We start from the raw sequence: 15,246 nt of genomic DNA on the forward strand, positions 1-15,246 counted from the left end.
CTAATAAAATATTATTGATTTTATTTGAATTTATTATAAAGATTAAAAAGAAAAACAAATATTTTAAGTAATTAAGGAGAATACTAATGCCATTATCATTAATAACTGAAACCACACCTTTATTACCACTATCAAATAATACTAGCACATGAAGACAAACTATTAAAAATTGAACTAATGGATTTTACCAAGAAATTAAACATTTAGTTTTGGGGTCACTATGAATATCATCAGCTATTATTATAATTGCTAGTTTAAACATTATTAGCACTCAAGTAAATAGTAATGAGGATATAGATTTTAAAAAGGCATTTACTACTTTAATTAAATGAGAAGTACTTGGCAATACTACTGTTTCACTCTTTGTTTCATTTCTAAAGAAATGTTTAACAAATTTCGGTAATAGTCAATTAGAAAAAACTTTATTTTATAAAATATGAAATAAAATAAAAGATAAAGTATTTACTAATACTATTGAAACATCTAACCTCAATTTTGAGGAAATAAAAACTAAAATTAATGTTCTTGAAGCAAATAAAAATACATTAGTAACACAAATAAAAGAGTTTTCAAACTTATGTCAACAATTAGTTACAAAGTTTAAAACTTTTTTAAATAATAATACTGAAAATGATATTATATTAACCATTGAAGAAAACATTAATAACAATCTTAAAGCATATTCAATAATTACTAATGAATTAATAAAAATTATTGCTACTTTCACAGTTTTCACTAGCGGAGTAGCTTTTGCTAGTTCTATAAGTATTATAAAAAACGATATAGCCAATGATTTACCTTTAAATCCAACATCCTTTGTTAAAACTTTTACTGCTCTTGAAACTATTATTGTGTCCTTTTTAGCATTAATAATTTTTAAATTAAAATTTAATCTATTTGAAAATGGATTAAAAAATATTAAACACTCATTATTATGACAATGCATTAAAAAAATTATTAATAAACCTACTATTAGTGAAGCTGATATTGAATTAGAATATGAAAAAATAACTGCTTTAAAAAGATGATATGATTTAAATTTTATTAAACTAGAATTTAATTTAAATGAAATACAAAATATTTTAGAAATACAAACTTTAAATCCTAATAATAACTACAATAGCAATATTTGTAAAAATATTAAATATTTATTTACTTGATTAATATCAATAGTATCTTCAATGACACTTGATAGTTATTTTGATATTATTACTGCTCAAATAAGTGCTAACAAAAAAATAGATTTTATAAAAGATTTAAAACTACTAATAACTAAAGAAAATATAATAGTTGCAATAATAGCCCAAATTGGTTTTTCATTTAAACTTAATATTACTGATTTTTGTTGAGAAAAATTTAAAAATACATATACTTGTCAAGCATTAAGTTATATATGTAATTTTCCTAAAAAATATTATCAGTCTGTTTACTCAAACAATTCAATTTTCCAATTAAATTCAAATATTACTGAAGAAAATTTAGAAAAATTAGTCAAAAATTATTATGAAAAATTTGATAAAAACATTAAAATCTTAGAAAAAATAAATATTAAATTAAATGATACTATTGATACAAGTAATCGATTAAATATTAATAAAATTAATAATTCTCAACTACCACCATTATTAAAAACACTACAAAAAATAGAATCAAATATTATTTCAATACCAATTAACTAAAAATATTGTTAAATAACTTTTTTATAAAATAAAAAAGGAATAATTGTTATGATTATTCCTTTTTATAACTTTATTTACTTGTACTATAATTTTTCATATATTGAACTAATGTTTTAATTAATACACCCATACCACGATCATTTTTATAAGCAGTTCCTGCAATATCTAAATGTAAAAATGGTTTATCTTCACTAAATTCTTTTAAAAATGCAGCAGCATTTGATGAACCACCATATGGATCTTTAGAAAGATTACTTAAATCAGCTATTTTAGATGAACGCATATTTAAAATATTTTGTTGATGAATTGGCATTCTTCAAATTTCTTCATTAGTTTGTTGTGATGATAAATCAAAATCATTAAATAATTTATCATCAGTAGCAAAAGCACCAGTCATATAACTACCTAATGCAACTAGCATTGCACCAGTTAAAGTTGATAATTCAATAATACGATTTGATTTTCCTTTACGTAAAGCATATGTCATACCATCTGCTAATACCAACCTTCCTTCGGCATCGGTATTATTAATTTCTACAGTTTTACCATTCATTGAAGTAAAGACTGTTTCTACTAAAGTAGCATGACTACCAATCTTATTTTCTGTTAAACAAGCAACAGCTACAAAGTTTATTTTTAATTGTAATTTAGCAGCAGCAATGGCAGCATTACATACACTAGCTGCACCCGACATATCAAATTTCATACCTTTCATTGCTGAAGAAGGTTTTAGTGAATAACCACCACTATCAAAAGTAATTCCTTTACCAACTAATCCTAAAATATCATCGGCATGCTGTGGATCACCTTTATATTCTAAAACAACAACACGAGCATCAAAATTACTTCCAGCATTAACTGCTAATAATAAATTCATATTTAGTTCTGTTATTTCTTTTTGCCCTAAAACCTTTACTGATAAATTTTTAATACCTTTTGCTGCATCTTGAATTTTTTTTGCAAAAACTTCGGGATATAACAAATTAGGTGGCATATCTTGGAAATTACGTGCTAAATTAATACTTTCTCCTTGAATTTCGATTTGTTGTTGTGAAGTATAGTTAGGAAATTTTGCTGCTGAAACAACATTATATTTAACTTTTTTTTCTTCATTGTTTTTACTTTTTAAAGTATATTCTTTAAAAGTACCGAATCATAATGCTTCATATATAGTTTGTAAAAGTATACTTTCATCTAAATTACTCGTAACAAAAGATTTGACATCAATATCCAAATCTTGACTATTATTACTACTAAAATTTACAAAAAAATTATAAACATCATTACGAGTTAAGCCCTTACTATCACCTAAATATAGGTAATAAGTTTTATCTTCAGAAATTAATGTTAATTTATTTTTTTCTTTAGCAATCAATTCATGAGGAACTTTATCAGCAAATACCGCTGTTAATTTTAATTTTAATTCAAGTTTACTACTAACATTAAGTAGAATATTTTTATCCATATTTTCACTCCTAAATGGTAATATTAAAATAATTACAATATATCTGAATTAATATTTTCGAAAATTACAACAAAAATAGATAAGTTAAACAATATTATTGTATTATTATTGTATTGTAATATTACCATAGAATGGAGCAAAAACTATGAAGCGTTCTGAATTAAATGAAAAAGATAAAAAAAAGTACTGCTGAGATTTTAAGCATTTATTTATTAATAATGACTCTTGAAAAAAAGCTTTACCTGAGTTTGATAAATTTGCCAATCAACTTTTAACTTTTAAAGGAAAATTAAATAATATTGATAACTTTAAAAAATATTTAGCAATTAGCAAAGAAATATCAATGTTAGGGTCTAAAGTTGTGCAATATTTACATTATGGAGATTTAGATCAAACTAACTTAGAATTGCAACAATTATCTAGTTTATTTGCGACTCAACAAAGTAAGTTATCGGAAAAGTTAGCATGAATTGAACCAGAAATCAAAACTATTGGTTTACAAACTATTAAAAACTGAATTAATAATGACCCCTCATTAATGATATATAAACATGATATGGAAGTTTTCTTTAAATTTGAAAAATTTATTTTAAGTGAGCACGATGAAAATTTACTAAGCAAAGTTAGCAAATCAAGAAGTGCTGCTGGTGGTTTATATGATAGTTTGGTTTATGCTGATAAACAAAAAACAATGTTTAATTATCAAAATAAAGAACAAGAATTAACACAAACTTTATATTTAGACATTTTAGAAAATAGTAATCCAGTAAAAGATCAACAATTAAGAATTGATATTTCAAAAAAATTTTATGAAGATATTAAAAATAAAAAACATTCATTAGCACAAGTTTATGAAAGCATTTTAGAAGTAGCTGTTGAAGAAATAAAAATTCGTAACAACGATAAAGAAAAAGATAATAAAAAACATTTAACTACTTTAGAATATAGTCTATTAAGTGATGATGTACCATTAATACTATATGAAAATTTAATAAAAACAGGACAGAAACACGCTATTTTAGTAGAAGAATTTTATAATTTAAAACGTAAATTTTTTAAATTTAAAAAATTTTATAGTACCGATACTAGTTTAAAAATGACAACAATACCAACCAAAAAATTCAGTGTTGAAGAAGGTATTAATTCAGTCAAAGAAATTTTAAGTATCTTAGGTGATGAATATTTAGAGCAATTAAACTTAGCATTATTACCAGGTAGAATTGACTATTATGAAGACACAAATAAACGAACTGGTGCTTATTCAACGGGTGGTAATGGCGTAGAACCCATTATTTTAATGAATTGAGATGATACTATTAATTCAATTAATACACTAGCTCATGAATTAGGTCATTCTGTTCACACCCTATTTTCAGAAAAATATCAAAAATATCCAAATGCTGACTATCCAATTATTTTAGCTGAAGTTGCTTCAACAGTTAATGAACATCTAGCCTTTGATTATTTATATAATAAAGCCTCAAATAATCAAGAACGCATTTACTTACTACAAACTCATATTGAAACTGTAATTGGTACTTTTTTTCGTCAAATTCAATTTGCTGAATTTGAATGAGAAGCACATAAATTAGTAGAAAAAGAAGTGCCATTAAACACCGATATTTTGGCTGATTTATTTGAAAATACAGCTAATAAATATGGACAAAAAGCATTAGATAAATACGAAGAAAAAGCAAAAGGATACTCATGACCAAGAATTCTTCATTTTTTCCACTCACCTTATTATGTTTATAAATATGCTACTTCAATTACCGTTTCTTATAAACTTTATGAAGATGTTAAAAACGGCAAAAAAGAAAATTTACTTAACTTTTTAAAAGCCGGTGGCAGCAAATATCCATTAGATATTTTAAAAGATGCGGGTGTTGATTTAACACAAATTGATGTTTATAACCCATTAATTACTAATTTAAAGAAAATGATTAATCAATTATCAGACTTAATTAATAATAAAGATAATTAAATTGCAAAAAAATAATATATAATACTAATGGTGTTTTAGTCCTTTAGCATTTTATTTAAAACGTTATAAAATAATATGTACATATTTTGACTATTACAATTAGTAAAGACTAAGGAGAATAAATAAAAAATGAATGTGAAATTTGATTTTGAAGATATAAATCTAATTGCAAATAAAGGAATAGTTAAATCACGAAAAGAATGTGATACCAGTGTTAAACTAAATGGTTTTACTTTTAAAATTCCAATTATTCCAGCAAATATGAGTGCTGTCATTAACCAAGAATTATGTATTTGATTGGCTAAAAATAATTACTTTTATGTAATGCACCGTTTTAATATCGATCAAATTAAATTTATTAAAAGTATGCACGAACAAAAGTTATATGCTTCAATTAGCATTGGTGTTAAAAAAGAGGATAAAGAGTTACTTGAACAATTAATCAAACTGAATCTAATTCCGGAATTTATTACTATTGATATTGCTCATGGTCATAGTAATGCTATGGAAGAAATGATTAAATTTATAAAAACTACTTTTGCTAAAACAAATACTAAACCTTTTATTATTGCTGGTAACGTTATGACAAAAACCGCTGTTAAAGATTTAGAAAAATGAGGCGCTGATGCAATTAAATTTGGTGTTGGTCCAGGAAAAGCTTGTATTACTAAACTAAAAACTGGATTTGGTACAGGTGGTTGACAATTAAATGCTTTACAAGATGTTGCCAATAGCACCACTAAACCATTAATTGCAGATGGTGGTATTAGATGTAATGGTGATATTGCTAAAGCAATAGCTTTTGGTGCCACTATGATTATGGCAGGAAGTATTTTAGCGGGTTATGATGAATCACCTGGCAAAATTGTTACAATAAATGGTCAATCTTACAAAGAATATTTTGGATCAGCAAGTATTTTTAACAAAGCGGAAGCAAAAAATATTGAAGGTAAAAAAATACTTGTTCCATATAAAGGTTCAATTGCTGATACTTATAAAGAAATGGAAGAAGATTTACAATCTGCTATTTCTTATGCTGGTGGTAAAGATTTATCTGCATTAACAAAATGTGATTATGTTATTGTTAAAGGTACTATTAATAATGGTGATGATCGTTAATAACTTTTAATTTTTCTTTAAAAACAATTCTGGGTACCCAGAATTGTTTTTTATTAAAATAGAAGCAAATCAAACTGCCTATGATGATAATTGAATTCACTGTGATAATTGTTTAATGATATTAAAGAATCTAATAATTAAATTATTTTTAATATTTGCTGAATTATACTTGTAAGTGCAAGTAAATAAAATTGCAAAAAATTCTCATATAAAAATTTCATAATGCTAAATTTAGTTTAGAAAAAAGTAAGGAGTTTTTATATGAGTTATAAACATCTTGGCATAGATGAAAGGATTTATATTGAGAATCAATTGAAATTTAAATTTAAAATTAGTGAAATAGCTAAAAATCTTAATCGAAGTATTAGTACTATTATTCGAGAAATTAATATAAATAAAGATAATAATCATTATTTTTCATTAATTGCACAAAATAAAGCTGAAAATCGAAAACAATCACATATTAGTTTTCATAAGTTTAAAAATAAGAATTTAGTAAAATATGTACAACAAAAATTACTATTAGGTTGATCACCTGAACAAATTTATGGCAGAATTAAAAATTTTCATAAAGAGTGAGTTATTAGTTTTAAAACAATTTATACTTGAATTTATTTTGGAATGCTTGATAAAGTTACTAGTAAAAATTTAAGAAGAAAAGGTAAAAAACGAAAATCTAAAGAAAATCGTGGCAAGTTTAATGGTAAATCAATTAAAGAATGAGATATAAATGTTAATGATCGTATAACACTTGGTCATTGAGAAGGAGATACTATAGTATCATCACGAGGTAAAAGCAAATCATGTTTAATAACTTTAGTTGAAAGAGTATCACGATTTACTTTAGCAATATTAGTTAAAAACAGAACTACTAAAGTTATTAATAAAAATGTCAGTTATTATTTATCAATTCTTCCTAAAAACATTGTTAAAACTATTACTTTTGATCGTGGCAAAGAATTTTCAAATTGACAACAACTTGAAAAAAATTTAGATGTAAAAATTTATTTTGCCAATCCATATTCACCTTGACAAAGAGGTACTAATGAAAATACTAATGGTTTAATTAGAGAAAAATTTCCTAAAAAATTTATTTTTTCAAAAACTAATAAAAATGAAGTTCATAAATTTATATTGTCTTTAAACCAAAGACCGAGAAAAATACTAAATTATCTTTCACCAATCGAATATTTGGATAGAAAAATAATTTAGTTGCACTTACCTTTACAATTTAGCATTTAAACTACTTTGTCTAAAACTTTTTTTCTGATTTTTTATCATTATTTTATATTTATTTTGATTATATTTCTTTATGATATCATTTTTAATAGTTTTGCTTTTTTAGCTTCTTCCATATTTTTTGCTTTTTAGTTTATATTCAATTATATTTTTAATAAAAAATAAATTAAATAAACTTTATTTAAAATACTAGATAAAAATATATTGTGAAATACGTTTTATTTCTTTATAATAAATATAAAAATTAATATAAGTTTTTTAAACCATTTACTTTCATTTTAAAGTAAATGGTTTTTTTATTTTGAAAGGGATGAAAAAATGATTAATACAGAAAAATTACCTTTATTAAAAATAAATGAACATATTAATTATAATGGAATTAATAATTCACATATATCAATAAATCATAATGATTCATCTAGTACTGAAAGTATTATAACTTTAAATGATGTTCAAATAACAAATGCAAGAGAAAATAATAATTTAAACAATTTATTATTTGATGGTGATTCAGTACATACTATTGTTAATTTTAGCAATGATTGAAGGGATACTGATGATCGTTATGGTGGAAAAACACAAAAAAGATTAGATATTAATGGTAATTGAGAATATAATACGAAATTTATAACAGGTGATGTTTTAAATGAAAAAATAGCAAATATTAATAATCAATTATATTTAATGAAAGAAATTATATTAAATGATGGTGCAGTTATTTTAGAATTATCAAATTTAAATGAAAATAAAAAAATTGAAACAAAATATAAAATATACAATAATGAAGAAGAAAGAAAATACAATAATAATTTAAATGACTTGGATTTAACTATTTTTTTACCAATAAATAAAGAAAAACCTAATTTTTTTAAAAAATTTTTAAGTTCAAAATATATGTTTTTACCTAATACAATTTTTTTAAATTTTGCTTTCGGATCAGTATTATTATTTGAAGCTAAAAATTATTTTCATAAAGAAAAGTTACCTGAAAATCTTTATAATAATTTTTGAGATGTATTAATGAGTGGTATTAGTGGTGTTATAGTAATGAATTTATCTTATTTAAATTACAAACTTATTTCTTTAAAAAATAAATGAAAATACTTATCTTTTTCTTTAGTAATTGGTGGTATTAGTATTTGAGATCAATTTTTATATTTACATGTTAGTGAAGAAAATTTCAACTTCATATCTTTTATAGAAAGAATAAGTATCTTTTTTACTAGTATTTTAATTGAAGAATTAATTTTTGATAAAATTGCTCAACCTTGCATTGAAAAATTATGACAAAATTTAAAAAATCAAAACTTTTCAAAAATTATTAAATATGGTATTACTGTTAGTATGCTTCTTTTTGTATCAATTTTTAAAAATATATTAACTGGTCTTTATGGCGAAGAAAAAGAAATAAATTTAGAAAATATTAAAAAAGCACTTCCACTAACACTATTGACAGTAATTCTTGAAAATATTCTTACTTCTTTTTCTTTTTCTTATTTTGATTGATTTTGAACAAAAATTTCAATTGCAAAAGAAATAGCAACCAATAGTATAAAAGGAATAGAAAGATTTGCTAATCAACAAGCACAAAATTATAGTTTTAAAAAATTAATAAAACAATTTAATTTTCAACCATTTAATGCAAACTTAATAAATGAAAGCGAACCGATATATCATCCAGATTCAAATCAACCATCTATCCAAGTTATGTAAAAGTAAAGTCATTAACTTCTCTTTTGATGAAATATAAAAAAATAACACATTTTAGTTAAAAATATTAACTGAAAAAATACATTATATAATATATTAAAACGAAGAAGTAAACCCCCTATCATCGTTATATCCAATTTCATTGAAACAGCGATTAGGATCCATTTCATTTCAAGATACAGCATGTCTAGATGTTGAAGGTTGAGATTGCATAGTTGCTTGATTTCTTAATCCAGAAATCTTTTGTTTAATTTCATATAATTTTGCCTTTTTTTGTTGTTTAATTTCATTGCTTCTATTATTATTAAAACGACCACAACTAATAATAACTCAAAATTTATTAGAAAAATTTCGCCCTCCTTTATCTGTTTCTAATTTTTGGATTTCTTTTTCTAATTTTTCTAATTGAGCTTGATATTGATTTAACGTTAATTCATATTTATATTTTTGAAATTGTTTATTCAATCAAATAAAAGGAGATTTTAATAATATTTTTATTTGTGTTTTTATACTTTGTGAATTATAAATTTGTCTTACTGCTGCAAGACAACCATTAATTTCAATATTTTTTTATTTATACTAGCTGAATTATACTTGTAAGTGCAATTAAATAAAATTGCAAAAATTTCTCATATAAAAATTTCATAATGCTAAATTTAGTTTAGAAAAAAGTAAAGAGTTTTTATATGAGTTATAAACATCTTGGCATAGATGAAAGGATTTATATTGAGAATCAATTGAAATTTAAATTTAAAATTAGTGAAATAGCTAAAAATCTTAATCGAAGTATTAGTACTATTATTCGAGAAATTAATAGAAATAAAGATAATAATCATTATTTTTCATTAATTGCACAAAATAAAGCTGAAAATCGAAAACAATCACATATTAGTTTTCATAAGTTTAAAAATAAGAATTTAGTAAAATATGTACAACAAAAATTACTATTAGGTTGATCACCTGAACAAATTTATGGCAGAATTAAAAATTTTCATAAAGAGTGAGTTATTAGTTTTAAAACAATTTATACTTGAATTTATTTTGGAATGCTTGATAAAGTTACTAGTAAAAATTTAAGAAGAAAAGGTAAAAAACGAAAATCTCAAGAGAATCGTGGCAAGTTTAATGGTAAATCAATTAAAGAACGAGATATAAATGTTAATGGGACGTATTTCAAATGTGGATATAATTTAATTTTCTTTAAATAAAAGATAAAATAAATTATTAATTGTTGCTATTATTATATATCTTTTCTATATTTTTTTCAACAAAATATATTTTTTATTTTTACTATTTTACAACAAAAATTCCTAACTACTTAGGTTTAGATTTATTAAATTTTATAAATTTAAACAAACACTTTTAATTTATTAATTCTTGCTTGTTTTAATTTTAATAAATTAAAAAATGCTTCTTTTGAATAAATTTTAGCATTATTATTAGATATAGATTTTATTAAATGATATACATCACTTTCAGCACTACAACCAATATTTCAAATAGCATTTTGATTTCTAATTCCTTCTTTATTATTTTTAAAATATTCATATATTTTTTCATCAGCATTATTTTCTTTTAAATAATCTAATAATTTATAATAACAACCATTTGAAAATAATTCATAATAAGCGTAATTTAATTTTTTATTATTTTCTTTTGTTCTTTTACCTTTTCCTACAATAAATACTTTTTTTAATTTTTGTAATGGATGTCATTTATCTACAGCATAATCAATTTTTAAATAATTAGCAGTAGATTTAAGATAAGTTGCACCATCACCAGTTAATTTTAAATTTCTATTATTATAACCAATAAAAAGATTATCTAAATTAGTTATTATTGATTTAGCAAATTCTTTTTTACTAATTCTTTGACCTTTTCTAGTTGATAAAACATAAATATATTTATTTTCTAAAACATGTCTGTTATCAGTAGATTTTTATAAATCAAAACCTAAACTAATACTTACTGTTCGATGTCTAAATTTTCTTTTTTTCTTATTATCAATTAAATTATTATATGATTCATCTGATTGAATATAAATAAAATCAGTAGGTAATATTTGCCTTTTTTCTTGTGGTAAATCTTGTACAAATATAGTTGTTTTCTTTACTCTTCTACAAATAGTTGATAAAGATATATCAATTTTTAAATTATGTTTAATTATAGGATATGTAATATTATTTAAATCTGCTTCATAAATTATTAATTTATTAACTCAATTTGTATAATTTTTATATTTATCAATATCAATATATGTTCTTGTTGGAGTTATAATTTCATTTGTTAATTTATTTTTATATGTTCTTAATGGTAAATAAGATACTCCAAATTCACTTTTTATTAAATATTTTCTACGTTTTATTACTTTATATTTGCTTATATCATATTGATTTAAAAATCAATCATTATCATATTTTAATATTTTATTATCGTAATCTAATAACATTTGTTTTTCATGATTAATTTTATGTTGATAATTATCAAGTTTTTCGGACATTAAAATCATAATATTACTAATCCCTTCTTTAAACTACAAATGATTATATATAGATACATTAGGAAATGTTATAATATACTTAATGATAATAATGATTTTAAAGGTGATAATATGCCAAAACAAAGAAAAGAATTAGGAAATTATGATGTTACAATTAGTAATTATTTAAGAACTAAAAATAAAACATTAACACCACAAGGATTAAATAATGCACTTGGAATTGATAGAAAATTTATATTTGATTGCCGACGCAGAAGCAATCCATGACAACGTAATTTTTTAAAAAGTTATGATAAAGCACGTAGTATTATTTCAACTCATATGTTAGAAAAAGCATTAGTAAAACCAGAATTAATTTATACACATTGATTAAAATCTCATCCAAATGAATTTGATATTAATGAAGAAGATAATACTACACAAAGTAATATAATTATTAATATTTGTGAACCAAGAAAAATAGAAAATAATGATTAAAGGTCTATATTATATATAGATTTTTTCTTTATTTTAAAGGATAAAAATGATATAATTAAGTAAAGTGAATATGTTAAATAACATATATAAAAGTGACTTATTAACCAAGTGAATTATCAAAAATTAATAAAGGGAGATTAAAAGTATGAGCGATTTTACTTTTGATGAAAAAGAGAATTATAGTTTAGATGATGTTAAAAATTTATTAAAACAACATAGAAATGTAGTATATGCTGAAAGTAAAAAAGATATTGAACCTAAATTAAATGAATATCAAACTAAATTAAAAGAATATGAAATAAAAGTAAATGAATATCAAGAAAAAGAATTATTTACTAATTTTAATGATAAACAAGTAAAACTTGCTAAATTATTAATGAATAGTGAATATAAAGAATTTGATAAACATTCTGATTTAAATAAAATAAAAGAAGATTATGCAGAATTATTTAATAATAATGAAATTAAACCAGAAATAAAACAAGAAGAAATTAAAATATTTAATCCAAAAATTATTTCTGATTTAGACCAAATAGCAGATAATAATAAAATTAATCAACTTAAAGAAAAAGCAAAAACTACTGGTATTACTGACCAAAGAGAATTAGCTACTTTAATTAGTGTTGCACGTGGTAATAAATAATATAAATTAAATAATTAAATATTTTCTGCTTAATTTTTATTAAGGAGAGAAAATAATGGCTTTACCAGATTTACCAAAGGCTTTAGTTACTGGTGGTAATAGTTCAACAGAAAAAGCAATTTTAAGTGTAATGGAAGCACAAATACGTGGTGTTTTAACTAATGAAATGACATCAGTATATTTAAGAACAACTATTACACCAAATCAAATTAGTAATTTAACTGGTGTAGGAATCGCTATTTATCGAGCAATAGCACGATTAGTATGAGGTTCTATATGAGATGATAATACTGGAACTAAAAAACAAGTAGGAACAGTAAAAACAACTAGTGTTATTTTAGACCAAATATTAGTTATTGATTGAAAAGTAACCGAATTTGATATTGAAAGATTTTTAAGTTCAACACCAGAGGTTGCAGCATCTATGGTTAGTGGATGAGTTTCAAGTATGACAGATAATTTATTTTATAATTTAGAATTAAGTTTTTTACAAGGTATTAAAGATTATGCTATTGCTAAATCATTAGTATTACCTATTAATTTATTAAATTTAACTCCAGAAACTGCAAAAGAAGCATTTTATAAAATTGGTTATAAAAATAATAAACAATTAATTAAAAAAATTACAGATATTATGGTTGGTGGTAATAAATCAGATATTACTGGTGTATTTGGAATTGATGGAACATTACAAATGACAAAAGCATTTGCATTATTAAATTATTCACAAATTGCTGCTGATACTGTAACAATTGGAAAATTGTATAAAACATCAGTAATGGGTGTAGAAATATATGAAAGTTTCTTTTTAGAAAAAGATTTTATTCATAGTACAGAAGAACAAAAATCATTAACTGCTATGCATTTAGAAAAAGATTATATTTTAAATGATATGTTAGGTGCAATGATTAATAGATATATGTGAGGTATGCCTATTTCATTTGAAAAAATTAGACAAATTCTTGACCCAAATACTGGAAATATGAAATGATTAGGAAAATGTTTATATTCAGCACCTACTGCTATTAGACCAGATTTAATGTATATTATTATGTCTAAAATGCCTACTGTACAAGAAATTCAAAGTGCACGTGCTAAAGAATGAAGTAAAGTTGAGAAAAAAACTGATGCTACTTTTAAAAAGACTGATTATGATGATTTTCTTTTAGATTTAGAAAATGTAATTTATTATAAAGATTTAGGAAAAATTACTATGGCTGGTGATAAACCTACTAATGCTGAATTGGATACTGCAATAGTAAAGGCTGGTAATGTTGGATTTGCTGCAACTAAAGCAAAATATGATGTTATTACTGATACATCTGCTACTATGACTGGTAATGGTACTGATTATATTGGAATAGTTAAATTAACTTATACTAAGGCGTAATTATGAATTATATTTATGAAGTTTTTAATAATAAATCACATATTATTATAAATTCACAAAAACCAGAAGATTTAAATAGTTCAAAAGATATATTAGCAATATTACTTTATGAATATCCTAATTTAAATCAAAATTATGTTATTGTATCAAATCAACATGAAAGTTTTGCTGTTTTTGTTGGAGATAATATTCATTACAAAGGTAAAATACTTATTCAAATTAAAAAAGTTACTAAATTATTAAAAGGAGAAAATAAACATGCCACAACATGCTGAGACTACACAATTGAGTAATTATACTTTATTAAAATTAATAAGAACTGGATTATCACCATTATCAGCAATGATAGGTACAAGTGCTTATTATGGCCAATTAATAGGTAATCCTATTTTAGGAAGTATAAATGCTTTATTTTTTTCAAAAAAATTAGGGATTGATATTTGAAATTTAAATCAAATGCCAAATACTAAAACTAAATTATTAAATAGTTCTAAAAAAATATTACTAGGATTAGGAACAATAGGTTTAGTTAATTATGCTAAATTTACTAATAATATAAATCCTATAGAACCAACAACTACACCTATTCCTATAACTACTACTAGTACAACTACAGTTAATCCTTTTCCAGATTTATTATTAAATACTACTAATATTGATAATAATCATTTAATGGATTGAGATACTTATATATCTTTAAATTCATATGGTATTGCCAATTTACTTGCTGGTATTACTGAATTAATACCTAGCAAGTTTGAAAATATACGTAAAATAGCAAATATGGCTACTGGTGGATGTTTGATTTCAAGTGGTGTTGCAATGGGTATTAATAATGATTTTATGAATGCTTATGCAGTTCCGACTATTGTTGCTGGTGCATCTGAAATTATTCATAATTTATTACCTATGGAAACAAATCATAATAGTGAAGAAATGCAAGAAACAACATTTACTAGCGAAAATAGAAGATTAATTAATGATGTTTTAGAGAGAACACAACCAATATATAGAGCAACTGTATATAACGGTTTGTAAGC

The 15,246-nt window shown here is 22.9% G+C and carries 14 protein-coding genes; 11 read left to right on the forward strand and 3 right to left on the reverse strand.

Annotated features, from left to right (window positions below):
- Nucleotides 1-86 precede the first annotated feature (86 nt).
- Nucleotides 87-1,679, forward strand: coding sequence for a hypothetical protein (locus tag ACICQF_RS05755; protein WP_395473097.1), 1,593 nt, complete (start codon nucleotides 87-89; stop codon nucleotides 1,677-1,679).
- A gap of 70 nt (nucleotides 1,680-1,749) precedes the next feature.
- On the opposite strand, the gene ACICQF_RS05760 is transcribed toward ACICQF_RS05755, so the two are convergent.
- Entirely contained in the window at nucleotides 1,750-3,144 is a 1,395-nt protein-coding gene (locus tag ACICQF_RS05760; RefSeq protein WP_395473098.1) for a M17 family metallopeptidase, read from the reverse strand.
- Between the two features lie 145 nt (nucleotides 3,145-3,289).
- On the opposite strand from ACICQF_RS05760, the gene pepF reads away from it, so the two are divergent.
- The 4 genes from pepF to ACICQF_RS05780 all read left to right on the forward strand — a co-directional run bounded on the left by pepF (nucleotide 3,290) and on the right by ACICQF_RS05780 (nucleotide 9,199).
- Nucleotides 3,290-5,128, forward strand: a complete 1,839-nt coding sequence (gene pepF / locus ACICQF_RS05765) for an oligoendopeptidase F (protein ID WP_395473099.1) — start codon at nucleotides 3,290-3,292, stop codon at nucleotides 5,126-5,128.
- Nucleotides 5,129-5,257: 129 nt separating this feature from the next.
- Complete coding sequence (locus tag ACICQF_RS05770; RefSeq protein ID WP_252320243.1) at nucleotides 5,258-6,247, forward strand: GMP reductase; 990 nt, start codon at nucleotides 5,258-5,260, stop codon at nucleotides 6,245-6,247.
- A gap of 261 nt (nucleotides 6,248-6,508) precedes the next feature.
- Complete coding sequence (locus ACICQF_RS05775; RefSeq protein WP_395473100.1) at nucleotides 6,509-7,459, forward strand: IS30 family transposase; 951 nt, start codon at nucleotides 6,509-6,511, stop codon at nucleotides 7,457-7,459.
- A gap of 345 nt (nucleotides 7,460-7,804) precedes the next feature.
- The gene (locus tag ACICQF_RS05780; protein ID WP_395473101.1) at nucleotides 7,805-9,199 is read left to right on the forward strand and encodes a hypothetical protein; all 1,395 of its coding nucleotides are present in this window, start codon (nucleotides 7,805-7,807) and stop codon (nucleotides 9,197-9,199) included.
- Between the two features lie 93 nt (nucleotides 9,200-9,292).
- Here ACICQF_RS05780 and ACICQF_RS05785 read toward each other — a convergent pair whose 3' ends face one another.
- Nucleotides 9,293-9,661: a hypothetical protein gene (locus tag ACICQF_RS05785; RefSeq protein WP_395473103.1), complete on the reverse strand. Its 369-nt coding sequence runs from the start codon at nucleotides 9,659-9,661 to the stop codon at nucleotides 9,293-9,295.
- 221 nt (nucleotides 9,662-9,882) lie between these two features.
- Between ACICQF_RS05785 and ACICQF_RS05790 the strand changes: the two genes are divergently transcribed.
- Nucleotides 9,883-10,404 carry an IS30 family transposase gene (locus ACICQF_RS05790; protein WP_395473104.1) on the forward strand — a complete coding sequence of 174 codons (522 nt, stop codon included), beginning with the start codon at nucleotides 9,883-9,885 and terminating at the stop codon, nucleotides 10,402-10,404.
- Nucleotides 10,405-11,135: 731 nt separating this feature from the next.
- On the opposite strand, the gene ACICQF_RS05795 is transcribed toward ACICQF_RS05790, so the two are convergent.
- A complete protein-coding gene (locus ACICQF_RS05795) occupies nucleotides 11,136-11,705 on the reverse strand; it encodes a hypothetical protein (protein ID WP_395473105.1) in 570 nt (189 codons plus the stop codon).
- A gap of 102 nt (nucleotides 11,706-11,807) precedes the next feature.
- Here ACICQF_RS05795 and ACICQF_RS05800 point away from each other — a divergent pair, with 102 nt between their 5' ends.
- The 5 genes from ACICQF_RS05800 to ACICQF_RS05820 all read left to right on the forward strand — a co-directional run bounded on the left by ACICQF_RS05800 (nucleotide 11,808) and on the right by ACICQF_RS05820 (nucleotide 15,244).
- Nucleotides 11,808-12,173, forward strand: coding sequence for a hypothetical protein (locus tag ACICQF_RS05800; protein WP_395473107.1), 366 nt, complete (start codon nucleotides 11,808-11,810; stop codon nucleotides 12,171-12,173).
- 145 nt (nucleotides 12,174-12,318) lie between these two features.
- On the forward strand, nucleotides 12,319-12,816 hold the full coding sequence (locus tag ACICQF_RS05805) for a hypothetical protein (protein ID WP_395473108.1): 498 nt from the start codon (nucleotides 12,319-12,321) through the stop codon (nucleotides 12,814-12,816).
- Between the two features lie 55 nt (nucleotides 12,817-12,871).
- Nucleotides 12,872-14,206 carry a hypothetical protein gene (locus ACICQF_RS05810; RefSeq protein WP_395473109.1) on the forward strand — a complete coding sequence of 445 codons (1,335 nt, stop codon included), beginning with the start codon at nucleotides 12,872-12,874 and terminating at the stop codon, nucleotides 14,204-14,206.
- A gap of 2 nt (nucleotides 14,207-14,208) precedes the next feature.
- Nucleotides 14,209-14,499: a hypothetical protein gene (locus ACICQF_RS05815; RefSeq protein WP_395473110.1), complete on the forward strand. Its 291-nt coding sequence runs from the start codon at nucleotides 14,209-14,211 to the stop codon at nucleotides 14,497-14,499.
- Complete coding sequence (locus ACICQF_RS05820; protein ID WP_395473111.1) at nucleotides 14,465-15,244, forward strand: hypothetical protein; 780 nt, start codon at nucleotides 14,465-14,467, stop codon at nucleotides 15,242-15,244. Before ACICQF_RS05815 ends, ACICQF_RS05820 begins: the two co-directional genes overlap by 35 nt.
- Nucleotides 15,245-15,246 lie beyond the last annotated feature (2 nt).

The organism is Spiroplasma endosymbiont of Nomada rufipes (genome assembly GCF_964277355.1).
Classification (GTDB): Bacteria; Bacillota_I; Bacilli_A; order Mycoplasmatales; family VBWQ01; genus Spiroplasma_E.